The following is a 21,855-nucleotide window of genomic DNA, read 5'->3' as shown; positions in this document are numbered from 1 at the left end:
GTAAACTTACCTAATAATTTGAAGTGAGCTGCGACGTGCGCAAGTGGTACCGGTCCACCATCGGCGGCCTTCCACGGATGTACTGGTACCTCTGGACCGGCATGCTCATCAACCGCGTCGGCGGTTTCGTCGCGCTGGTGCTCTCGCTGTACCTCACGTCGGCACAGCACCTGTCGCTCAGCGTCGCCGGCCTGGTCGTCGGCGGATACGGCATCGGCGGTATCGCCGGGGTCCTGCTCGGTGGAGTCCTGGCCGACCGCTGGGGCCGCCGGCCCACGCTGCTGCTGGCGCACTTCGGCGCGGTCGCGCTCCTGGCCGGCCTCGCGATCACCGGCGACCTGCCGGTGATCGCCGCGCTCGCCGCGCTGCTCGGCCTGACGCACTCGATGCCCGGGCCGGCGTTCGTCGCGGCGATCGTCGACGTGACCCCGGTCGACGACCGCAGCCGGGCGTTCAACCTCCAGTTCTGGGCGTTCAACCTGGGCATGGCGGTGGCGTCGCTGACCGCCGGCCTGCTCGCCGAGGTGAGCTATCCGCTGCTGTTCGCCGTCGACGCGGCCGCCACCCTGGTCACCGCGCTGCTGATCCTGTGGAAGGTGCGCGAGACCCGGCCGCGACGCGCCACCACCGTGCGGCCGCCCGGCGGCCTGCACACCGCACTGACCGACCCGTCGTTCATGCTGTTCGTCGGGCTCTCGCTACTGCTCGCCGTGGTCACCTTGCAGAGCTCGACGATCCTGCCGCTCGCGATCACCGGCGACGGGCTGCGGCCCACCGTCTACGGTTCGGTGGTCGCGTACGCGGGCCTGCTCATCGTCCTCGGCCAGTTGTTCGTGCCGCGGCTCATCGGCCGCTGGCGGAAGGGCACCTCGCTCGCGGTCGCCAACGCCTTCCTGGGCCTGGGCTTCGCGTCCGTCGCGCTGGCCGACGACGTCGCGGGGTACGTCGTCGCGGCGACGATCTGGACCGTCGGCTCGATGATCGCGGCGCCGCCGAACGCCGCCGTGATCGCGGAGCTGTCGCCGGAGGCGCTGCGCGCGAGGTACCAGAGCGTCTTCTACCTGGTCTTCCCGGCGGCGAGCTTCATCGCGCCCGCGGCCGGCGGGGCCAGCCTGGAACACCTCGGCAACTGGCACTGGGTGCTGTGCGGTGCGCTCGGCCTGACCGCGGCGGCGGGACACCTGCTGATCCAACCGGCCCGCGAGCGCCGGGTGGCCAAAAAGCTGGAAGGCGAAAGGTTTGCGGCCCCCGTCGCCGGGTAGCTCCCGCCCTTCATACGGCGGGAGGCGCATGTGGACGACGGGCTGTCTGCGACCCTGGAAGCCACGGCTCCCGGCACGGTCGTCATCCGCCTCGCCGGGGAACTCGACCTGGCCACGCGGGACCAGGTCGTGCTGGCCGTGCGGGCGGTACTGCCGGCCTTCGGGCCGGGCGAGTTGGTGCTCGATCTGGACGAGGTGACGGTGCTCGACTCGGCGGGCATCGGCGCGCTGGTGAGCTGCTGGAAGCTCGCCAACGGCGCCGGCTGCGCGCTGACCCTGCGCAACCCGCGCCCCCTGGCCTACGCCCAGTTGAAGCTGACCGGCCTCCTGGACGTCTTCGCCCTGACCTGAAGCCGCACCCGAGCGCCGGGCTCCAGAGGTTCCTTCGCGCTTCGTCGCGCCACTCACCGTGGCGGCTCGCACCGGCGGCAGCGGGTGACGCGCACCCCCAGTCCACGACACCCGCTCCGCTGCGGCCTCTCGGCCGCGCGTGCCGCCGGCTGGCAACGACGCGCCCCGCCCGGACACGTCGCCGCGAGAGGGCCTTGACGGCCCTGAACACCCCCGTCGTTCCCCAACTTCAGGAATCGCCGGATCCGAGAAAGACGGTACGCGGCTCGGGAATCGAGCGACAAGTAAACGGGCTGTCAGCTCCCTCACACAATGGCAATAAATCGAATTTCGTCGAAAGTCCGAAATCGGACTCACAGGTCGGCCCGGGCACCCCGACAATCCCGGCAGGCGAACACGCGAGCGGTTCACTCCCTCGCCGTCCACCCGGAACCGTTGTCCAGCCCGGCCATTTCCACGCGGGAGCGGAAGGCCACGGACCGAGGCGCCGGAGCCATTCTGTCCACTGTAGACACCCGACAGGCCGGCGGGCTCTGTCGACCGCCCGGACCGGATATCTACGCCTTGCGATTGACGAAGGCCGTGAACGCGCGGAGGTTGTCCAGCGGCTCGCCGCGTTTGACGCGCCACTCCCACTCGCGGCGGATCGCCGAGCCGAAGCCGATCTCCAGCATCGGGTCGAAGCTCTCGTCGGCGTACGTGAGGACCGCGCCGAGCAGGCGGTCGAGCTCGTCCTCGGTGACCGCGTGCAACGGGAGGCGGCCCATGAGGTACACGTCGCCGACCGTGTCGACGGCGAACGCGACACCGTACATGCGCGCGTTGCGCTGCAACAGCCACTCCCAGAGCGCCTCGCGGTTCTCGTCGGGGTGGCGCATCACGAACGCCTCGACGCGCAGGGTGTGCTCGCCGACGATGAGGTTGCAGTTCGTCTTCTGCTTGTGGGTGCCGGGCAACGTGACCACGAAGGCGTGGTCACCGGTCGCCTCGCACGGAATTTCCCGGTCCGCGGCGACCTTCTTGATCAGCTCCGCGACCTCGTCCCGATTCGTGCCACCGCTCATACGTCCTCCGCTACGCTCCGGCCGCCCGAGCTCCACACTGTGCCCATGATGAGCGGCCCCTCCGCTACGCTCCGGACCGCTCATGCGCCCTCCGCTCCGCTCCGGCCGCCCGAGCTCCACACTGTGCCCATGATGAGCGGCCCCTCCGCTACGCTCCGGACCGCTCATGCCGCCATGACCTCCCTGTGCGCGTCGAGGGCCTCGCGGTAGGCCGCGAGCAGTCCGCACGCCGTGTGGCTCCAAGAGAACTCCGCGGCGTGCCGGACCGCACCCATCGCGAGTGCCGCCCGGCGGGCCGGCTCGGCCAGCAGGCCGCCGAGGACCGTGGCCCAGTCCCCCGGATCGTGCGTGTCGACGAGAACACCGGAGACGCCGTCACGGACCGCGGTGACCAGGCCACCGACGGCCGCCGCGACGACCGGCGTACCGCAGGCCTGCGCCTCGATCGCGACGAGGCCGAACGACTCGTTGAAGCTGGGCACCGCGACCAGGTCGACGGCCTGGAACAGATCGGCGAGGGCCTCCCGCGGCTGCGGCTCGACGAACCGCACGCAGTCGGCGATGCCGAGGTCTCGGGCGAGGTCCATGAGCGCGGTGGGGCGGTCGAGACCCGAGCCGCTGGGGCCGCCGCACACCACGACGACAAGCTTGCGGGCCAGGCGCGGGTCCCGCTCGCGCAGCTCGGCGGCGGCGCGCAGCAGCACGTCGGGCGCCTTGAGCGGCTGAATCCGGCCGACGAAGGCGACCACGTGCGCGTCGTCGGGCAGGCCGAACCGCTGCCGCGCCGCGTGCCGCCGCAGGGGCCGGCGCGCGAACGTGTCGAGGTCGACGCCGGGCGGCACGACGCTGACGCGCTTCGGGTCCGCGCCGTAGAGCGCGATGAGGTCGGCGGCTTCGGCCGGGGTGTTGGCGACGAGCCCGTCGGCGGCGGCGACCACCTGCTCCTCGCCGATCACGCGGGCGATCGGCTCGGGCTTGTCGCCGTCGGCGAGGAGCTGGTTCTTCACCTTGGCCAGGGTGTGCGCGGTGTGCACCAGCGGGACGCCCCAGCGGTCCTTGGCGAGCCAGCCGACCTGGCCGGACAGCCAGTAGTGGGAGTGCACCAGGTCGTACCAGCCGAGGGGACGCGCGGCCTCGGCCCGCAGGACGCCGCTGGTGAACGCGCAGAGCTGGGCCGGCAGGTCCTCCTTGGCGAGCCCCTCGAACGGGCCGGCGATGACATGCCGCACGAGAACGCCCGGCGCCATCTCGACCACCGGAGGGAGGTCGCTGTTCGTGGCCCGGGTGAAGATCTCCACCTCGACGCCGGCGCGGGCGAGTCGCTCGGCGACCTCGACGATGTACACGTTCATGCCGCCGGCGTCGCCGGTGCCCGGCTGGTCCAGGGGTGAGGTGTGGACGGAGAGCGTGGCAACACGCCTGGGGAGGGAACGGCGGGACTGCGGGGTGTGGCTGTGCAGCGAGTCGACCCGCGCCACGTCGGTGCTCCTTTTGTCTGTTGCCGGTACGTCACATCTTCCCAACCATCCATGTTCCCCCGTGGGCGGCCGAATACCCACCGTTGCGTTGGTCACTGCCGTGTGCCGAGGTCCCGCATCATGCAGGATTGCGCTATGTCTTCTTCTCACGCCGCGACCTCACGCATCGCCGTGGTGACCGGCGCCTCCAGCGGTATCGGCGCGGCGACCGCCCGCCGGCTGGACGCCGCGGGCTTCCACGTGGTCGCGGTCGCACGCCGGGCCGACCTGCTGGAGTCGCTGGTGGCGGCGCTGTCCTCGGCGACCGCGGTGGTCGCGGACGTCACGTCCGACGCCGATGTATCCCGTTTGTCGGAGGTGGTGGCCGGGCTCGACGGATCGGTCGAGCTGCTGGTCAACAACGCCGGCGGCGCGCTGGGCGCGGACCCGGTCGAGTCGGCCGACCTGAGCGACTGGCAGTGGATGTTCGACGTCAACGTGCTCGGCACGGTCCGCGTCACCAAGGCGCTGCTGCCACTGCTGGAGCGGTCCGGCCGGGCCACGATCGTGGTGCTGAGCTCGACGGCGGGCCTGATCGTGTACGAGGGCGGCGGAGGTTACGCGGCCGCCAAGCACGCGCAGACGGCCGTCGCCGAGACGCTGCGGCTGGAGCTCAGCGGCCGGCCGGTCCGGGTCGTGGAGATCGCTCCAGGTATGGTCAAAACGGATGAATTCTCCGTCAAACGCTTCGGCGGGGACGCCGAGAAGGCCGCAGCGGTGTACGCAGGAGTCGAGTTTCCCCTGGTCGCGGAGGACATCGCGGACTGCGTCGTGTGGACCGCCACCCGGCCGCACCACGTGAACATCGACCGGCTCGTGGTCCGTCCGCTGGCCCAGGCCGCCCAGCACAAGGTCCACAGGGTCCTCTGATGAAGGCCGGGCCGGGTCACGCGCCGAAGGCGTCGGCCGGCTCGGCGTTTCACGGCTCGATCACCCGGGGGACCACGAATCCCAACCGGCTGCGACGGGTCGACAACTGGATGCGCGCGACGCTCGGCGGGCTGCTCCGCCGGGCACCGGACCCGCTCGTCGTCGACCTGGGATACGGCGCCTCCCCGGTGACCGCGGTCGAGCTCCACGCCCGGCTCGGCGTCCGGGTGATCGGCCTGGAGATCGACCCCGACCGGGTCGCGTCCGCCCAGCCGTTCGCGGACCCGCCGGAGCTGGAGTTCCGCCGGGGCGGCTTCGAGCTGGCGGGCCTGCGGCCCACGCTCGTGCGGGCGTTCAACGTGCTGCGCCAGTACGACGAATCCGAGGTGGACGATGCGTGGGCGGCGATGACCGCGACCGGCGCGACCCTGGTCGAGGGCACATGCGACGAGCTGGGCCGGATCGCGAGCTGGGTGACGGTGTCCCCGGAGGGCCCGCGGACACTGACGCTGGCGGCGCGGCTGTCCACGCTGGACACCCCGGCGACGCTGGCCGAGCGGCTGCCGAAGTCGCTGATCCACCACAACGTGCCGGGCGAGCCCGTCCACGCCTTCCTGTCCACACTGGACAACGCCTGGCGGGACGCGGCCCCGCTGTCGACGTTCGGCCCGCGGCAGCGCTGGCGGCGGACGGTGGAGTCGGCGAAGGCCGCCGGCTGGCCGGTGCTGGACCGACCGGCCCGCTGGCGTCTGGGTGAGCTGACCGTCCGCTACGCCGCCGTGGCCCCGTAACCTGGGCCCGTGGGTCAGACGAGGTCGACGTGGGACGAGTTCTTCGCCGGGTTCCGGCTGCTGGGACGGGGCTTCGCGCGGTACGGGCGGAGTCCCGGGCTGCTCCTCCTGGGCATGATCCCGGCCGTCATCTCGCTGGTGCTGCTCGGCGTCGCCTGGTTCTTCCTCATCCTGTTCATCGACGACCTCGCCGCGGCCGTCACCTGGTTCGCCGACGACTGGTCGTCGACGTGGCGCGGAGTCGTCCGGTTCGGGGCCGGGGCCGGCATCCTCGCCGTCGGCGTCCTGCTGTCGATCGTCTCCTACACCGCCCTCACGCTGCTCATCGGCGACCCGTTCTACGAGGTCATCTCGGAGCGGATCGAGGCCGATCTCGGCGGGACACCCGGCGAGACCGACCTGCCGTGGTACCGCACCTTCTTCAAGAACCTCGCCGACTCCATCCGGCTCATCCTGCTCGGCGTCGCGTTCGCCGTCCCGCTGTTCCTGCTGGGCTTCGTGCCGGTCGTCGGCCAGACGGTGGTACCGGTGCTCAACGCGATCATCGGCGGCTGGCTCATCGCCGTCGAGCTGACCGGCATCCCGTTCAACCGGCGCGGCCTGCGGCTCAAGGACCGCCGGCAGTTGCTGCGGGCGCACCGGCCGCTGGCGCTCGGCTTCGGCATCCCGGTGTTCCTGCTGCTGCTCATCCCGCTGGCCGCGATCGTCGTCGTCCCGGCCGCGGTCGCCGGCAGCACACTGCTGACCCGCCGTGTCCTCGGCCTGTCGACGGAGGAGCAGCGGCACGCGCCCGACACTGTCGTGCCGTGACATCACACGGCAGGGAGTCGACGCGAGCAGCTACGGCGGGTCGCCGAACGGATCAGATCAGATCAGCAGGCACCTGAGCAGGGTCATGTCGCCGCTCACCAGCAGCGCGTCGAACGGCACCCGGCCGAACAGCGCCAGCACCAGGTCACTCGCCGGCCCGCTGGCCGTCGCGCGCTCGTGGTGGTCGTCGGTGTCCAGCAGCGTGTCGGTGTCCAGCAGTGCGACGCCGGCTCCGCGCAGCCGCACGTACCACACCTGGTCGACGTCGGTGGCGTGGAGCGCGACCATGCCGGCCCGGTCGGTGGGGCCACTCCGGCGCCCGGCGGGCAGCCAGGTGTCGAGGACCTCGGTGACGCCGTCACCAGCGAGCTTCGGATCGATCGGCTCGCTGAGCCCTCCGGCCATCTGCGCGTCCCACCGGTGGATCGACGTCTCGTGCGCCATCCGCCGGTGCCAGAAGGCGGCCTTTTTCGCCTGGGGCGCCCAGTTCCACGCCGGGAGGTCCGGCTCGGCGGCGTCGAGGGTCGCGACGAGCTCGGTGAACGCGTCGGTCCACGCGACGACCGGGTCGACGCCGGCGGGCAGCGGCCCGTCCGGCCGGCCCCCCGGCCGCTCCGTGACACCCCGGCCGACGTGGCCGCTCACCCATGAATACACCTGACTCACGTGCCACGCCAGATCACCCAGGCGCCACCCCGGGCAGCTCGGCACCGGCGCGTCGAGGGGCGTGCCGCTGCCGAGGGCCGCACGGAACGCGTCACCCTCCGTGCGCAGCGACGCCAACCAGAAGTCCTTCGTGAGCTGAGGCTTGCTCATCGCCTTCCCTCCCCGACCCGACGCCGCACCCCAACCTTAGGGCACCGCTTACTCTGGTGCGGTGTCCGAACCCGTCACGCTTGCCGCGTTCACGACGCTCCGCCTCGGCGGCGCTGCCCGACACCTCGTCGAGGTGACCAACGAGGAGCAGACACTCGCCGCCGTGCGGTCGGTCGATCCGGTGCTGATCCTCGCGGGTGGCAGCAATGTCGTCGTCGCCGACGAGGGGTTCCCCGGCACCGTCGTGCTGCTGCGCCAGCGTGGGATCGACGTTCACGACGACGGTGGCGCGGTGACCCTGACGGTTGCCGCCGGGCACCCTTGGGACGAGGTCGTCGAGACCGCCGTGGCCAACGGGTGGTCGGGCATCGAGTCGTTGTCCGGCATCCCCGGCTCGGCCGGCGCGACACCGATCCAGAACGTCGGCGCCTACGGGCAGGAGGTGGCCGAGACGATCACGCGGGTCCGGGTGTTCGACCGGCAGCGCGACGAGGTCGTCTCCGTGCCGGCGGATGACTGCGGCTTCGCGTACCGCACCAGCGTCTTCAAACACAACGACCGGTTCGTGGTGCTCTCGGTGTCGTTCCGTCTCCGCGCGTCGCCGCTGTCGACGCCCATCCGCTACGCCGAGCTGGCCCGCACCCTGGGCGTCGAGCCGGGTGCGACGGCACCCTTGGAGGCGGTGCGGGATGCGGTACTGAAGCTGCGCGCCGGAAAGGGCATGGTCCTCGATCCCGCGGACCGCGACACGTATTCGGTAGGCTCGTTCTTCACCAATCCGGTGGTGTCGCCGGACGATTTCGAGCGGGTCCGGGTGGCGGCGGCGCAGTTCGGCGAGCCACCGTCCTGGCCGGGCGGCACCGGCACGGTGAAACTGAGCGCGGCCTGGTTGATCGAGCGGGCAGGTTTCCACAAGGGCTACGGCCGGGAGGGTTCGGGTGTAGCGCTGAGCGGCAAGCACACGCTCGCGCTGACGAACCGCGGCACCGGCTCGACGGCGGCGCTGCTCGACCTGGCGCGCGAGATCCGCGAGGGCGTCGAGTCCTGGTTCGGCGTGGTCCTCCACCCCGAACCGGTGCTCGTCAACTGCGCGCTCTAGACAACGGCCTCCGAGCTGGGTCACCGTTTCATGACCCTGGAGCATTGTCCATAAGACCGACAATTCGGGCGCGCAGCTCGAAGGTTTCGCCGCCAAGGCGCGCCGGCCGGCGCGCGTTCCGCCGCTGTGCCGCCCGGGTGGTCAGTCGACCAGGCGGACTCTTACCCGGCGGTTGGCCTTGCCCTTGCTCTCGACCTTGACCACCTGGAGGCGGCCGATCTGGGACGTCGACGCCACGTGGGTGCCGCCGTCCGCCTGTGCGTCCAGGCCCACGATGTCGACGATCCGGATCTCCTGCTCGTCAGCGGGGATCAGGTTCGACTGGGTCCGGATGATGTCGGGCAGCGCCAATGCCTCGTCGCGGGGCAGGACCTTCGTCACCACCTTGCGGTCGGCGACCACCTCGGCGTTGACCAGCTCTTCGAGCCGCGCCTTGAAGTCCGGAGGCACCTCGGGGAGGTTGAAGTCCATCCGCGCCTCGGCCGGCTCCATCGAACCGCCGGTGACCAAAGCACTGAAGTCGCGGAAGACCACCCCGCCCAGAACGTGCAGGCCGGAGTGGGTGCGCATGAGCTTGGTCCGCCGGTCGTCCTCGACCGCGCCGACGACCTCGGTGCCGGCGGGCGGGATCGGGTCGCCCTCGGCCGGCAGGAGGTACAGGTCGTCGGCCTTGCGCGTGCCGACGATCCGGGTCTGCACGCCCTGCCAGAGCAGGACGCCGTGGTCCGGTGGCTGGCCGCCGCCACCGGGATAGAACGCCGACCGGTCCAGCACGATGCCCGCCTCGGCGTCCGAGGACAAGACCGTGCACGTCCACTCACGAAGGGTCGGGTCGGCGAGGTCGAGACGGTACGTGCGGCCGTGATGCGTGACACCCATACCTGGCGACTCTAGACCCGGGCCGCCTCAGCGCCGGGTCGGGCCGGCCCAGCGGAGGAGCTGCTTTTCCATACTTGTAAGAGGCGCGCCGGGCGGCGCTGATGCGCTCACAGGCTCACCCATTCGGTCAGGACCTGCGAGCCGTCCGGCGTCTGGAAGTACAACCGGAACATCCCGGTCGGCAGGGGACGGAACGCGAACCAGCCGACCTCGTCGACCTCCGTGGCCCGGGTGGTCCCGTCGCCGGTGCGCAGCTCGACCCGGCCCGGCCGAGGCGGCACGATCTGGCCGAGGAGGGCGTCCTCGGCCACCTCCACCTCGATGGCGATCTCCCGGGCGGCGAACGTGAACGCCCACAGGGACGCCGGCTCCGCGCGGGTGGCGGCCGGCTCGGCGTCGAGCGTCAGCGAGGCCAGCTCGGCGTCGACGTTGCGCCACGCGAACGCGGCCCGGCCCGCCGCGAGGAACGAGTCCGGCACGCGGGCGGCGTCCCGTACTGCCGCGCCGAGCTCCCGCAAGAGCTGCTCGTCGTCGTTCATCGTGCCACCTCGGTTCCGTCGAGCAGCGGGGCGAGCGACGGGTCGCGGCGGAGCCGGTCGAGGCAGCGCTGCCGGTTGGGCCCGATGGCGCCGACCGCGATGCCCATGCGCTCGCTGACCTCCGTGTACGGCGTGGGCGGGTCCGCGAAGAGCAGCGACAGCAGCCGTCGGCAGCGCTCGGGCAGGACGGCGAACGCGGCGCGGAGGGCGATCCCGCGCTCCTGCGCCAGGAGCCAGTCGTCGAACGGCGGCTTCCCGTCGGGCAGTTGCTCGTCGGGCTCGACCGGCACGGCGCGCTGCCTGACCCGGATCGCGCGCAAGCACTCGTTGCGGGTGGTGGTGACGATCCAGCCGGGCAGCGCGGCGGGCTCGCGGATGGTGTCGAGCCGCTCCACCAGGCGCAGCCACACCGAGGCGCCGACGTCGTCGACGTCCATGCCTTGCAGCCCGTGCCGCCGGCAGATGCCCCAGACGAGTGGCGCATACCGTGCGACGAGCTGCTCCCAGGCAACCTGGTCGCCGCCTCTGGCCGCCAGGACCAGAGCCACGACCGCCGAGTCGTCACGCATGGTCTCCATCATGCTTGCTCTGGGTAGGTTCACACCATCGGGTGCTCAGACGGTTCATGCGGGATGGAACCGCTTCGCCGCCTCGGTGATACGCACCGTCCGGGTCAGGAGTTGAGAAACGTGGAAATGCGCGACCGCAGGTCGGTGCGCTGGGTCCAGACGATGCCCGGGCGGTCGTAGACGTACAGCTCGGCGTCGGGCAGGGACTCCGCCAGTCGCTCGGCCACCGCGGCAGGGTGGAGGTCGTCGCCGCGGCAGGCGATGACCAGGCACCGCGCCGTCACCGCGGACAGGGTCTCGCGGTCGTCGATCGCGGACTGCTCGGGCAACGACATCAGCCCGGAGGCCAGCCCGTCGCGCATGAGCTGGTCGAGGCGCTGGCGGAGGAAGGCCCAGACCGCCGGAGTGTTGCGCATCTGCGACGGGACCTCCTGGGAGATCACGTCGGCGACGGCCGCCGCGTCGCCGGCCTCGATCGACTCCAGGAGGGCGGACAGGCGCTCCTGCGTGGCCGCCGGTCGCGGCGTGTCGAGCACCGCGGGCAGGAAGAACACCGCTCGGTCGAAGCGGCCCGGGTTGTCGGCCAGCAGGCGGCACAGCGCCCCGGCGCCCATGCTGACGCCCAGCGCCCGGGTGGCGCCGGACAGATCGGCCACGGCGCGCAGGTCGCGCGCCAGGTCGGCGTAGGCCCACGTGCCGCCGGGGGCCGCCGAGTGGCCGTGGCCGCGGAAGTGGAAGAAGACCTTCCGGCCGCCGACGGCGCTGCCGAGCGGGCGGGTCTCGGCGATGCCGCTGCCGAGGCCGTGCGCGAAGACGGTCACCGGCTCACCGTCGCCGGTGATCAGCCACTCCAGCTCGACGCCGTGCGGCGTGGCGATCTGCTCCGTCGGTGGCGCGGGAAGGGTGGGACGGCCGGTCTGCGGTCCCCGGGTGACGGGCGGACGGAAGCGGTCGGGCCGTCCGTCGGGCGGGGGTGGCCAGCGAAAGTCCATGCCGCCTACCAGGAGCCGTGACCGTCGACGGCATCACGCAGGGTCGGACGGATGTCCAGGAGATACACCGCGAAGATGCCCGCCGCGACCAGCGGGAAGATGCCCAGAAAGCCCAGGCCGATGCCGGGTGACAGCGCGGTGAGCAGCAGACCACCGCCGATCAGGGCCAGCCAGACACCCTTGGACATCGTGCCGATCGCCGGGAACGCGTCTGCCCGCTGCACCACGCAGTGCAGGAAGGACGCCGCACCGAGCACGAGGCAGAAGAGCCAGACCACGACCGAGATGTAATGCTCAATCGAGGCGTAGAAGATCGGCACCGCACTCACCATCCTCTGAGCTTATGCCGAAGCCCCCCGGCCCGTGCGAGACGGTGCCGGAGGGCTGCCGAGAAACTCCGCGTTACTTCTTGGCGGCGGTCTTCTTGGCCGTGGTCTTCTTGGCCGGCGTGGTGGTGGTGGTGGTGGTGCGGGCCGGCGTGGTGGTGGCGGTCGTGTGGGCCGGCGTGGTGGCGGCGGTGCGGGCCGGGGTCTCGGTGGCCTTGACCTCGGCGGTCACCGTCTTCTCGGCCGGCTCGATCTCGATCTTCGCTTCGGCGCCGCGGGCGGTGCTGACCACCTTCTCGCCGCGGGCGACCAGGTCGGTGTAGACCTCGAAGGCGCGGTGCTGGGCGACCTGGGCGCCGGCCTGCGCGTTGGACAGCAGGTTTGTGGCGTTGCGGCGGGCGACGACCCGCAGCCGGTCGAGGTCGGAGGAGACCGCCTCGGTCACGACCGGGCGCAGCTCGCCGACCCGGGCGCGGATCTGGGCCACGGTGGTGGGCAGCTTGCGGAGCTGCTCGTAAGCGAGGTCACCGGCGCCGGCAGCGGCGTAGAGCGGGGTCGGGATCTTGCGCGTGGTGGTCTTGGTGGTGATGTTCGTGGGCATGACGACTCCTTCTCGGGAAGCGTTCGGTGGAGCTAGTCGGGATCCGGAGCACCGGTGACCGGCTTGGGCCCCGCCCCCGAGGCCTCGGTTTCGTCCGGCGCCGCTGGTGCCTCCGCCGCGCTTCGCGCGTTCTCCCGGCGGAACGTCTCGTAGATCTGCGTGAGGGACTGCTTCTGCGCGACCGTCAGGTCACTGTCGGCAGCGATCGCAGCCAGGACGTCGTGCCCCTCACGCTCGAGGAGCCCGGCCCGCAGGTACATCAACGGGGTCGACACCCGCAGCGCACCGGCCAACTGGGCGAGCACCTCGGCGCTGGGTTTGCGCAGGCCACGCTCGATCTGGCTGAGATATGGGTTGCTGACCCCCGCCTGCTCGGCGAGCTGGCGGAGCGAGATGCGCGCGTTGCGGCGCAGATCACGGATGAACGCACCCAGGTCGCGCGGCTCGTCTTCGGTCACATTTTGACGGTATCCCCGAATGCTAACTGTTGCAAGCAAAGTGCTAGCTCCGGCTAGCGTGAACCCGGTCACGAGGCCAGGTCTCACCACACCGAGCGAACCACACCCACTCGCCGTCCGCCGCCGTTCACCGGAACTTCCGCCAGGTCACCGACAGAAACACCCAGCCGCTCGAACGCGGCGGCGAGGACCGGGAGGCGGGCCCGCATCGCACCGTCGTCGATCTTCAGCGCCACGGCGCCGACCCCGGGCAGCGCCGCGGCCACCACACCCTCGGCGCCGCTCTTGGCCAGCAGGCCCGGCACGGCGCGCATGAGCTGCGTGTCGTCCCCGCCGGCGTCGTCGCCGGAGACGAGCTCCGGATGTGCCCGCATCGCGTCGGCCACCGCCCGCTCGTGACTGCCCTCCGGCGCCTCGACCAGCCGCCGGAGGGCGCCGGCGAGCCCGCGCAGGGACAGCGCCAGCAGGGGCGCGCCGCAGCCATCCACACCCACGGCGCGGATCGACTCCGCGGAGAGGTCCTCGACCGCGGCCGTGATCCGCTGCTGGAGCGGGTGGTCCGGGTCGAGGTAGGACTCGAGCGGCCAGCCGTTCGCCGCCGCGGTGCGCAGCATGCCGGCGTGCTTGCCCGAGCAGTTCATGAACAGCGCCTCCCGGCCGTGGCCGGCTCGGATGAGCTCGTCGCGGGCGTCCTCGGACAGCGGGTAGTCGGGCGGGCACCCGAGCGCGCCGGTCGGGATACCGGCCTCGCCCAGCACCCGCAGTACAGCCGCCAAATGGAACGGCTGACCACGGTGACTCGCGGCGACCACGGCGAGGTCCGCGGGCCCCGCGCGGAGTCCGGCGCGCAGCATGCCGACGGCCTGGAGGGGCTTGCTGGCCGAGCGGGGGAAGACCGTGCCGATCACGTCGCCGCCCCAGGCCGCGACCTCGCCGTCGGCGCCGAGCACCGCGACCGAGCCGTTGTGCCGGCTCTCCACGAACCCGCTGCGGACCACCTCGGCGAGCGGCTCGCCACCCAGGTAGACGTCAGCCACGGCGAATACCCAGCAGCTCACGGGCGGCGGCGACCGGCATCGGCGGGCGCTGGGCGAGGCGGGCGAAACCGGCCGCGCGGGCGACGAGCTGGGCGTTGCTCTCGACGGGCTGGCCCTTCGCGTAGGTGATCGTGTCCTCCATGCCGACACGCAGGTGACCGCCCGCGGCCAGCGAGGTGAGCAGGACCGGCAGGGTGCTGCGGCCGATGCCGGTGGCCGAGAACGTGGTGCCCTCCGGCAGGTCGCGCATCGCCTGCAGGCACGCGGAAACGGCCGGCACCGTGCCGGGCATCCCGCCGGGGACGCCCATCACCAGGTCGAGGTGGACGTGCCCGCCGTAGGGCAGGCCGTGCCGGTCGAGCAGCCGCTGGAGGGCGGTGAGCTGGCCAAGGTCGAAGATCTCGTACTCGGGGACGATCGCCCGCTCCTGCATGCGGGTGTGCAGGTCGACGATGAATCCCCAGCGGTTGAGGAAGACGTCGTCGCCGAAGTTGACGGTGCCCATCGTGCACGAGGCCATGTCCGGCTCGGCGTCGAGCACGCGGAGCCGGTCCTCCTCGGGATCGGTGACCGCGCCACCGCTGGAGAGCTGGACGATCAGGCCGGTCTCGGCGCGCAGCGCGGCGACGGCCTCCTTGAGCCGGCCCAGGTCGAGCGTGGGCTCGGCCGTGTCGTCACGGAGGTGGACGTGGATCACGCTCGCCCCCACCGCTTCACACTCGCGGGCGGTCGCGACCAGCTCCGCCAGGGTCACCGGCAGAGCGGGCACGTCGGATTTGCGGGATTCCGCACCGGTGGGAGCCACCGTGATCAACGTCGTTGTCATCACGGCGTTGATCCTGCCATGTCTGCCCAGGTCTACGCCGGGTCGACGGCCGCCGTCGAGGGTCCCACCCGCAGCGCGGTGTCCGGGGTGACGTTCTGCTTCACCACCGCGAGGGCGACCATGCCAAGCTCGTGGTGCCGGACGGCGGTGCCGACGAACCCGGCCGCCCGGTCGCCGGCCTCGACCGGCGTGTGCCGGGCCGGGAGCTCGTCGGTCGTGATGCCGTCGAGATGGAGCAGTACGAGCTTGCGCGGCGGACGGCCGAGATGATGCACCCGGGCGACCGTCTCCTGGCCGCGGTAGCAGCCCTTCTCCAGGTGCACCGCGGCGGCGGTCCAGCCCACCTCGGCCGGCAGCGTGCGGTGATCGGTCTCGAAGCCGAACCGGGGGCGGCGGGCGGCGACCCGCAGCGCCTCATACGCCCAGATGCCCGCGAGCGGCAGCCCGCCGGCGGCGAGCAGGTCCGGCACGGCGGCCCGCGGGACCAGCAGGTCGGCGCTGCCGGCCATCCGGCGCGCCCAGCCGCCGAAGTCCGGCAGCGCCGCCGCCGAGTAGCGGATCGTGGGCCGGCCCGGCAGGCTGCCGGTGGCGAACTTCGCCGGGGGCACCGGCACCACGTCGGGCGCCGGCAGCGGGCCGGCACCGAGCGTGACGAGCGCCTCGTCGGTCTGCGGGCCCACCACCGACAGCAGCGCCCAGTCGGCGGTCACCTCGGCCGGCTCGACCCGCATGAGGAAGCGCATGCGGTTGAGGAAGTCGAGCAGCCCGCCACCCGCGCCCGGCTCCAGGTCGAGCCACGTCGTGGTGCCGTCGTCGGTGACCATCGCGTGGTGTTCGACGTGCCCGTGCGGAGACAGGACGAGCAGCTCGGAGCCGGTCATCGGGCCCAGGTCCGTCAGGTGCTGCGTGGTGAGGCTGTGCAACCAGGTCAGGCGGTCCTCGCCGGGGACCACGAGCACGTCGCGGTGCGACCGGTCGACGAGACCCACCTCCGTGTCGAGGATGCGCTGCTCCCGGCCGGGGTCGCCGTAGTGCGCGACCGCGCCGGCGTCGGGGTCGTCGGGGTCGAGAGCGGCGACTGGGACTGCGCTCAGCATGGTTCTCCTTCGGGTGTGCAACTGCCACAGAGCCCGAACAGGGCGACGTGCCCGATGTCGAGCCGGAAGCCGCGGGTCTCGCGCAGCTCGCCGACCAGCCCGACGAGCGCCCGCTCCGGCAGCTCTTCGACCGCGCCGCAGCCGCGGCACACGAGATGGGCGTGCGCGAGGTCGCCGACCGGATGGTACGTGGGCGCCCCGTGCGAGAGGTGCGCGTGAGTGATCAGCTCGAGATCCTCGAGGAGCTCGAGCGTGCGATACACGGTGGTGATGTTGACCCCGGCGGCCCGCTCGGCGACGTCGGCATGGATCTGGTCGGGCGTCGCGTGCCGCAACCGGTAGACCGCCTCCAGCACGAACTGGCGCGGGGCGGTCAACCGCAGCCCCCGCGCCCGGAGCACCTCCGCCAGTTCCACGGGACAAGGCTAGCGCCTGTTTCTCATCGGAGGTCGAGGCGAGGCGGAGTCCAAACGTTCGCTGGTGCGGATCTGGGACAGGCGCTGGTCAGCCCGCTACTCGCTCCAGGCGGGCTGACAGATGGGGTTGCAGGGGCTGGCCCATGGCGGCGAGGTCGATCGCGTAGAGCAGCGCACCCTCGACGATGCCGTAGATCCGCTTGGCGGCCCGCACCTCCTTGGCCGTGGCCGTGCGCACGACCGCGTCGGTGGCCATCTGCCACTGGGTCGTGCCCTTGGCTTGGCCGATGTACAGCTCCATGATCCCGGTCGGCTGGCCGAGCAGGACCTCGATCTCGTCCGTCGGCTTGCCGTCGACGAGCACCGGCCGCCACCAGCCGGTCTCACGGTTGGCGGGGCGGATCGGGTTGCCGTCGGCGTCGATCACCCACGACCGCGACTCGTAGGACAGGAACGGCCGCCCGTCATGGCTGAACCGGACCTCCTGCCCGTAGTGGAAGCCGTCGCCCTCGATCGTCGGGTAGTCACCCTGGCCGCGGCCGCGCCACACGCCGACCAGCGGCAGCATCCCCAGGAGCGCCGGGTGCAGGTCGGGCCCCGTCCGCAGGTCGTGCGTCTCCTCATACGGGTATTCACCGACCGGGGCCAGACCGGCCCACGGCGGCGGCTGCACGTCAGTCACCAACGCCCCCTCGACACCCGAACCGCAAGGTAGATCAGGCCGCCCGCCAGCGCGCCCATCCCGGCGACCAGCAGGCTCACGAACCCGATCTCCGTAACCATCCCCCCGATCCTATGCTGCGAGGCATGGCACGTTCTCTCGTCGTCAAGGCAACCGCCGGGACGGACGCCCCCGAGCGCTGTTCCCAGGCCTTCACCGTGGCCGCGACCGCCGTCGCCGGTGGTGTGGCCACGTCATTGTGGCTGACCGGCGAGTCGGCGTGGTTCGCGCTGCCCGGCCGGGCCGCCACCTTCGAGCTCGACCACGCGGCGCCACTGGCCGACCTGCTGGAGGCGATCCTGGCCGGTGGCACTGTGACACTCTGCACACAGTGTGCCGTGCGCCGGGGCATCGGCCCCGACGACGTGATCCCGGGGATCCGGATCGCCGGCGCGGCCACGTTCGTCGAGGAGGCCCTCCAGGACGACGCCCAAGCGCTCGTCTACTAGCCCCCCTCGTGCGTCGATCTTGCAGTTGTGGTGCCTGACAAACCGGTCATTCAGGGAGTGTCTCGGCACCACAACTGCAAGATCGACGCACGAGGGGGGGTGGGGGTGTGCTACGGGTGGCCGTAGTGGTCGCGGGGGTCCAGGCCGAGTTCGGCGCGCAGGCCGTTTTCGGTGTACCGCAGCGGATGGGCCGGGTCGATGCGGTTCGGCGTGGCTGGGTCGCCGTCGTGGTCGATGGGCAGGCCGACCGCCTGGCGCTCGGCGTTGCTCACCGGCTTGCCGTCCGGCATGACGTCACGCCCGTCGGCGCCGTTGTAGAGCCGGCGGTCGGCCGTGCCGTGGCCCATGTCGTAGACGTGGGCCATCTCGTGGAACAGGACCACGACCGGCGGCGTGCCGGCCCGCAGCCGGTCGTAGGCGGGGTTGTAGTCGATCGACGGATGCTGATAGCCGGACCCGTTCGGTCGCGCGTACCCGTTGTCGTCGAAGGTCCGGCCGATGGTGAGGCCGTCGCCGCCGTTCCCCCGGTGCCCCTCCTCGAGTCCGGCGAGCATCTGCTGGCCGGTCGGCGACGCGCGCAGCAGGTCGAGATCCGACCGGACCCGGTCGACGAACTCGGCATTGCCCTCGACGGTGATGAAGCCGCCCAGGTCGTCCCTGATCCGCACGCCGGTGAACCGTTCGACGCCGGTGACGGTGTCCTCGGGCCGGCCGAAGAGCCGGTCGTCGCCGGCGCCGCCGTCGACCGTGTCGGCGCCCCCGCCGGAGTTCAGGGTGTCGTCGCCCGCGCCGCCGGCCAGGAGGTCGCCGCCGCGACCGCCGGACAGGACGTCGTCGCCGGCGCCGCCGAAGAGCACGTCGTCGCCCGTGCCGCCCTCGAGGTAGTCGTCGCCGTCGCCGCCGCGCAGGGTGTCGGCGCCGGAGAGGCCGTAGAGGGTGTCGTCGCCCGTACCGCCGTCGACCAGGTCGTCACCGGCACCGCCGTCGGTGTAGTCCCGTTCGCCGCCGCCGAAGACGGCGTCGTCCCCGTCGTTGCCGGTGAGGTGGTCGAAGTCCGGGCCGCCGCTCAGCGTGTCCCCGCCGGTGCCGCCGGAGAGGTCGTCGTCGCCGGCGCCGCCGAAGAGCAGGTCGTCGCCGGCACCGCCGTCGGCCTGCTCGGCACCGGTGCTGCCCCACAGCCGGTCGCGGCCCGCGCCGAGGTAGGCGCGCTCCGGACCGGCGCCGGCGGAACCGGTGCCGGCCGGGCCGAGGCTGACCCGGTCGTCGCCGGGGCCGGCCAGCACGGTGTCGAGGCCGGCCCCGCCGAGCAGCACGTCGGCACCGGCGCCGCCGAGCAGCACGTCGTCACCGGCGCCGGCGAGGGCCGTCACGTCGCCGGTGCCGTCCACCACGCGGACCGTGTCGTTGCCCGCACCGGTCCGGACGATCAGCCGTGCGCCGTCCGGCACGCGCAGCGTCGCCCCGTCGACGGTCACGGTGTCACCGCGGATCTCGACGGTGTTGTCGCCGGGACCGGTGCTCACCACGAACCGCCCGCCCGCCACGGTGGCGTCGAGACCGCCGCGGTCGGCCGGCGGCAGCCAGCCCTCGACCACGCCGGTCGCGACCCGCGTCCAGTCGCGGGCGATCAGCGCCCAGTCCTGCCGGCAGCGCGCCAGCGCCGACATGCCGCGGCACAGGCCGTGGTCGACGTCGGCACGGATGGCGGCGGCCTCCGCGACCGCCGCCCGGCCGCCGTCGGACTGCTCCAGCAGCACCGCGCCGCCCTGGCGGGCGTGCGGGACCGGGATCCGGGACCAGGCGTCGGCGAGCTGGGCCTGGCCGTGCCGCAGCAGCGCGGCGAGCCCGTCGAACGCGGCCGCCGTCTCCCCGGCGACGCCGGCGAGCCGGTCGAGGTCGCCGCCGAGCCGGCCGCGGTGCCAGCGATAGCTCTCGGCGGCGTCGCCGGCCCAGGCCAGCGGGCCCGCGGCCCGGTCGAGCCGGTCGCGGGCGGTGCGGGCGTCGTCGGCGACCGCCCGCCAGGTCACCGCCGCGGCGGCCAGTGCCGCCGGCTCCGCGCGGAGGTCCCACAGGTCGTCGACGGACTCGATCACCGGGGCCATCAGAGGCCCGCCCCACGGGAGCCGCCGACCCGGACGTCCGCCGCCCGGTCGGCCGCACGGTACGCGAACGCGGTCCGCAGCAGCCGGTCGGCGTCACCCTCCAGGACCGCTGCCAGCCCGGCGATCGCGTCGTGCGCGAAGGCCAGCAGCCCGTCGGCGGTGCGGCACGCGTCGGCCGCCGTGGGCAGGTCACCGAAGGCCGCCTCCGCGACCGGCAGGTGCCGGAAGTCGTCACGGTACGCCTCGCCGACACGATCGGCGGCCTCGAGACTCACGGCCGCCAACTCGATCAGCGCGTCGGGATCGGCCCGGATCTCCCTCGCCATACGGCGCAGGGTAGCCGCGCCGGGACATGGCGTGTGCCCCGATCAGGCCGGGTAGTCAAGACCGACCTTTATCCGTACAACATCCAGAACACGAAGAATCTCCAACGTTTCGGACAGCGGGATCAGCGGGCTCTCGATGAGCCCTTCACGCAGGCAGCGTTGCACCTCGGCGGCCTCGAAGTGGTAGCCCAGCCCTCGAACGGCATCTCGACGCGCTCCGGCCGCTCGCCGTGCCAGAGCGTGAACTGCGCCGGGCAGAAGAAGTCACGCGGCACCTCGATGCGACCCGCGGTGCCGGTGATCGTCGCCCGGCGGGCGCTGTCGCCGATCAGCGAGCAGGTCAGCGCCGCGCGGGCGCCCGACGCGTAGCCGGAGAGCAGCCCGGTGTTCTCGTCAACACCGCCGGGGCTCATGCGGGCCCACGCCTGAATCTCGGTCGGGGCGCCGAGGAACAGGTGCGCGAACGTCGGCGACCGCGGCGAGCTCCGCGTCCGGCAACAGGCGGAGGTCGTCGGCGAACCTGCTCGCGATGGAGCCGGTGGACGGATGCCCCAACGAACGCGGTTAGCCTAGCGATTGGGTCCATGATCTGCGGGGTACCGATCAGCCGTGGAAGCAGCAGAAACCGATCGCCCGGACGTCCGCCACCGCCGACCCGAAGGCGTCGCCGACCGCACGGTGGAGGGCCTGGGCAAACTCAGCGAGGCCCTGGAGTGCGTCGAACGCGCCCGCGGGCGGCTCTACGACCTGCACCAGCTTATCGGCCATGCCGATCTGATGCTCGACGAGGCCGTGGAGATCCTGAAGGACGCCGGCCACACGGCGCTCGCCGACCGCATCTCGACCGAGCTGATCGGCCGGAACGTGATCGCGGGCCGCTGGACGTTTCAGTTGGTCGAGGACTTCGACGACGACTACTGGACGCTCTTCCGGCAGATCGACAAGGACGCCCGCGACGAGCTGGTCCAGGGCCGCCGTCACCTCCACGAGGCCGAGATGAAGGAGCGGCGCCGCACCCACGGCGCGCCGGGCCACGAGGCCACGCCGGAGGGTCTGCCTTAACGTGTGCTCATGATGGAGTACCGGTTGCCGCCCGACCTTGCGAAGCGTGCTCTTCAGTTCGCGGCAGAGGGTGGTGTACCGGCTGAGCCCCGCCTCGCCAGCACGGTCGTGCTCCTGCGGGAGCCGTTCGAGGCCTACCTGATCCGGCGCGTGGCGACGATGGCGTTCGCCGCGTCGATGTACGTCTTCCCCGGCGGCGGCGTGGATCCGCGGGACGCCGCCGTGCAGCCCGGCTGGGCCGGCCCGGCACCGGCGGAGTGGGGCCGGCGCCTGCGCCTGGAGGAGCCGGTGGCCCGGTCCGTCGTGTGCGCGGCGGTACGGGAGGTCTTCGAGGAGTCCGGCGTGCTGCTGGCCGGGCCGTCGGCCGGTGCCGTCGTCGGCGACGTGAGCGGGCCGGAGTGGGAGGAGGCGCGGGTCGCGCTGATCGCGCGGGAACTCGGGTTCGCCGAGCTCCTCAGCCGGCGCGGGCTCGTGCTGCGCAGCGACCTGCTGGTGCCGTGGTCGCGGTGGGTCACGCCGGAGTTCGAGCCCCGGCGCTTCGACACGTACTTCTTCCTCGCCGTGCTGCCCGAGGGGCAGCTCACCCGCGACGTGGGCGGGGAGGCCGACGCGACGGTCTGGTGCGCGCCGGCCGAGGCGACGGACGGCCGCTACACGATGCTGCCGCCGACCGTCTTCACGCTGACCGAGCTCGCCGAGGCGGGCGGCATCGAGGCGGCCCTGACGGCGGCGTCGACCCGGGACCCGGCCGACGCCATCCGCCCCACCTCCTGACCCCCGGCCCGACGTCCGCCCGGTCGACCGTCCACCTTCGTTGATCTTGCAGTTGTGGTGCCTGATAAACCGGGCATTCAGGGAGTGTCTCGGCACCACAA

At 72.2% G+C, this 21,855-nt stretch carries 27 protein-coding genes and 1 pseudogene; 9 read left to right on the top strand and 19 right to left on the bottom strand.

Features of this window, described 5'->3' with window-relative positions:
- The first annotated feature begins 35 nt into the window (after positions 1-35).
- Together Drose_RS03125 and Drose_RS03120 are read left to right on the top strand one after the other, a co-directional pair.
- Positions 36-1,262 (top strand): MFS transporter, encoded by a 1,227-nt coding sequence (locus Drose_RS03125; RefSeq protein WP_390891317.1) that lies wholly within the window; start codon positions 36-38, stop codon positions 1,260-1,262.
- Positions 1,263-1,292: 30 nt separating this feature from the next.
- Complete coding sequence (locus tag Drose_RS03120) at positions 1,293-1,613, top strand: STAS domain-containing protein (RefSeq protein WP_260726653.1); 321 nt, start codon at positions 1,293-1,295, stop codon at positions 1,611-1,613.
- A gap of 557 nt (positions 1,614-2,170) precedes the next feature.
- Here the strand turns inward: Drose_RS03120 and Drose_RS03115 are convergent.
- Together Drose_RS03115 and mshA are read right to left on the bottom strand one after the other, a co-directional pair.
- The gene (locus Drose_RS03115; RefSeq protein WP_260726652.1) at positions 2,171-2,677 is read right to left on the bottom strand and encodes a type III secretion system chaperone family protein; all 507 of its coding nucleotides are present in this window, start codon (positions 2,675-2,677) and stop codon (positions 2,171-2,173) included.
- Positions 2,678-2,841: 164 nt separating this feature from the next.
- Positions 2,842-4,155, bottom strand: a complete 1,314-nt coding sequence (gene mshA, locus Drose_RS03110; protein ID WP_260726651.1) for a D-inositol-3-phosphate glycosyltransferase — start codon at positions 4,153-4,155, stop codon at positions 2,842-2,844.
- A 135-nt stretch (positions 4,156-4,290) separates the two neighbouring features.
- Between mshA and Drose_RS03105 the strand changes: the two genes are divergently transcribed.
- Genes Drose_RS03105 through Drose_RS03095 form a run of 3 tightly spaced genes read left to right on the top strand, consistent with a single transcriptional unit; the run spans position 4,291 to position 6,665 of the window.
- On the top strand, positions 4,291-5,064 hold the full coding sequence (locus tag Drose_RS03105) for an SDR family oxidoreductase (RefSeq protein ID WP_260726650.1): 774 nt from the start codon (positions 4,291-4,293) through the stop codon (positions 5,062-5,064).
- The gene (locus Drose_RS03100; protein WP_260726649.1) at positions 5,064-5,855 is read left to right on the top strand and encodes a methyltransferase domain-containing protein; all 792 of its coding nucleotides are present in this window, start codon (positions 5,064-5,066) and stop codon (positions 5,853-5,855) included. Before Drose_RS03105 ends, Drose_RS03100 begins: the two co-directional genes overlap by 1 nt.
- Before the next feature lie 9 nt (positions 5,856-5,864).
- The gene (locus Drose_RS03095; protein WP_390891316.1) at positions 5,865-6,665 is read left to right on the top strand and encodes an EI24 domain-containing protein; all 801 of its coding nucleotides are present in this window, start codon (positions 5,865-5,867) and stop codon (positions 6,663-6,665) included.
- A 57-nt stretch (positions 6,666-6,722) separates the two neighbouring features.
- Here Drose_RS03095 and Drose_RS03090 read toward each other — a convergent pair whose 3' ends face one another.
- Positions 6,723-7,481 carry a maleylpyruvate isomerase family mycothiol-dependent enzyme gene (locus Drose_RS03090; RefSeq protein ID WP_260726648.1) on the bottom strand — a complete coding sequence of 253 codons (759 nt, stop codon included), beginning with the start codon at positions 7,479-7,481 and terminating at the stop codon, positions 6,723-6,725.
- A gap of 61 nt (positions 7,482-7,542) precedes the next feature.
- Here Drose_RS03090 and Drose_RS03085 point away from each other — a divergent pair, with 61 nt between their 5' ends.
- Entirely contained in the window at positions 7,543-8,580 is a 1,038-nt protein-coding gene (locus tag Drose_RS03085; protein ID WP_260726647.1) for a UDP-N-acetylmuramate dehydrogenase, read from the top strand.
- Between the two features lie 141 nt (positions 8,581-8,721).
- Here Drose_RS03085 and Drose_RS03080 read toward each other — a convergent pair whose 3' ends face one another.
- From Drose_RS03080 to mtfM, 13 genes and pseudogenes are all read right to left on the bottom strand, one after another.
- Complete coding sequence (locus Drose_RS03080; RefSeq protein ID WP_260726646.1) at positions 8,722-9,459, bottom strand: alanyl-tRNA editing protein; 738 nt, start codon at positions 9,457-9,459, stop codon at positions 8,722-8,724.
- A 107-nt stretch (positions 9,460-9,566) separates the two neighbouring features.
- On the bottom strand, positions 9,567-9,998 hold the full coding sequence (locus Drose_RS03075; RefSeq protein WP_260726645.1) for a hypothetical protein: 432 nt from the start codon (positions 9,996-9,998) through the stop codon (positions 9,567-9,569).
- Positions 9,995-10,567: an RNA polymerase sigma factor gene (locus tag Drose_RS03070; protein ID WP_260726644.1), complete on the bottom strand. Its 573-nt coding sequence runs from the start codon at positions 10,565-10,567 to the stop codon at positions 9,995-9,997. The genes Drose_RS03075 and Drose_RS03070 overlap by 4 nt, the downstream gene beginning before the upstream one ends.
- Before the next feature lie 104 nt (positions 10,568-10,671).
- On the bottom strand, positions 10,672-11,559 hold the full coding sequence (locus Drose_RS03065) for an alpha/beta fold hydrolase (protein ID WP_260726643.1): 888 nt from the start codon (positions 11,557-11,559) through the stop codon (positions 10,672-10,674).
- Positions 11,560-11,564: 5 nt separating this feature from the next.
- A complete protein-coding gene (locus Drose_RS03060; RefSeq protein WP_260726642.1) occupies positions 11,565-11,891 on the bottom strand; it encodes a DUF2516 family protein in 327 nt (108 codons plus the stop codon).
- Between the two features lie 70 nt (positions 11,892-11,961).
- Complete coding sequence (locus Drose_RS03055) at positions 11,962-12,486, bottom strand: hypothetical protein (protein ID WP_260729982.1); 525 nt, start codon at positions 12,484-12,486, stop codon at positions 11,962-11,964.
- 53 nt (positions 12,487-12,539) lie between these two features.
- Positions 12,540-12,944: pseudogene (locus Drose_RS03050) on the bottom strand (helix-turn-helix domain-containing protein); the annotation flags it as partial.
- Positions 12,945-13,027: 83 nt separating this feature from the next.
- On the bottom strand, positions 13,028-14,002 hold the full coding sequence (locus tag Drose_RS03045) for an asparaginase (protein WP_390891315.1): 975 nt from the start codon (positions 14,000-14,002) through the stop codon (positions 13,028-13,030).
- On the bottom strand, positions 13,974-14,807 hold the full coding sequence (locus Drose_RS03040) for a BKACE family enzyme (protein ID WP_260726639.1): 834 nt from the start codon (positions 14,805-14,807) through the stop codon (positions 13,974-13,976). Before Drose_RS03040 ends, Drose_RS03045 begins: the two co-directional genes overlap by 29 nt.
- A 32-nt stretch (positions 14,808-14,839) precedes the next feature.
- Entirely contained in the window at positions 14,840-15,904 is a 1,065-nt protein-coding gene (gene ygfZ / locus Drose_RS03035) for a CAF17-like 4Fe-4S cluster assembly/insertion protein YgfZ (RefSeq protein ID WP_260726638.1), read from the bottom strand.
- Complete coding sequence (locus Drose_RS03030; protein WP_260726637.1) at positions 15,898-16,320, bottom strand: Fur family transcriptional regulator; 423 nt, start codon at positions 16,318-16,320, stop codon at positions 15,898-15,900. Before Drose_RS03030 ends, ygfZ begins: the two co-directional genes overlap by 7 nt.
- A gap of 88 nt (positions 16,321-16,408) precedes the next feature.
- A complete protein-coding gene (locus tag Drose_RS03025) occupies positions 16,409-17,002 on the bottom strand; it encodes an FABP family protein (RefSeq protein ID WP_260726636.1) in 594 nt (197 codons plus the stop codon).
- Positions 16,999-17,103 (bottom strand): small membrane protein MtfM, encoded by a 105-nt coding sequence (gene mtfM, locus Drose_RS38710; RefSeq protein WP_033363477.1) that lies wholly within the window; start codon positions 17,101-17,103, stop codon positions 16,999-17,001. The genes Drose_RS03025 and mtfM overlap by 4 nt, the downstream gene beginning before the upstream one ends.
- A 12-nt stretch (positions 17,104-17,115) precedes the next feature.
- Between mtfM and Drose_RS03020 the strand changes: the two genes are divergently transcribed.
- Positions 17,116-17,490 carry a DsrE family protein gene (locus Drose_RS03020; RefSeq protein ID WP_260726635.1) on the top strand — a complete coding sequence of 125 codons (375 nt, stop codon included), beginning with the start codon at positions 17,116-17,118 and terminating at the stop codon, positions 17,488-17,490.
- A 110-nt stretch (positions 17,491-17,600) separates the two neighbouring features.
- Here the strand turns inward: Drose_RS03020 and Drose_RS03015 are convergent, their stop codons facing one another.
- The 3 genes from Drose_RS03015 to Drose_RS03005 form a co-directional block, all read right to left on the bottom strand.
- Positions 17,601-19,583: a M91 family zinc metallopeptidase gene (locus Drose_RS03015; protein WP_260726634.1), complete on the bottom strand. Its 1,983-nt coding sequence runs from the start codon at positions 19,581-19,583 to the stop codon at positions 17,601-17,603.
- 8 nt (positions 19,584-19,591) lie between these two features.
- A complete protein-coding gene (locus tag Drose_RS03010) occupies positions 19,592-19,918 on the bottom strand; it encodes a hypothetical protein (protein ID WP_260726633.1) in 327 nt (108 codons plus the stop codon).
- Positions 19,919-20,040: 122 nt separating this feature from the next.
- A complete protein-coding gene (locus Drose_RS03005) occupies positions 20,041-20,331 on the bottom strand; it encodes a hypothetical protein (RefSeq protein WP_260726632.1) in 291 nt (96 codons plus the stop codon).
- Positions 20,332-20,527: 196 nt separating this feature from the next.
- Between Drose_RS03005 and Drose_RS03000 the strand changes: the two genes are divergently transcribed.
- Positions 20,528-20,980 carry a hypothetical protein gene (locus Drose_RS03000; RefSeq protein WP_260726631.1) on the top strand — a complete coding sequence of 151 codons (453 nt, stop codon included), beginning with the start codon at positions 20,528-20,530 and terminating at the stop codon, positions 20,978-20,980.
- Positions 20,981-20,989: 9 nt separating this feature from the next.
- Positions 20,990-21,754, top strand: a complete 765-nt coding sequence (locus tag Drose_RS02995; protein WP_260726630.1) for an NUDIX hydrolase — start codon at positions 20,990-20,992, stop codon at positions 21,752-21,754.
- Positions 21,755-21,855: the final 101 nt, after the last annotated feature.

Origin of the sequence: Dactylosporangium roseum (assembly GCF_025264685.1) — a bacterium.
Taxonomy (GTDB): domain Bacteria; phylum Actinomycetota; class Actinomycetes; order Mycobacteriales; family Micromonosporaceae; genus Dactylosporangium; species Dactylosporangium roseum.
The sequence above is the reverse complement of the archived record's forward strand: the minus strand, read 5'-3'. Positions and strand labels throughout refer to the sequence as shown.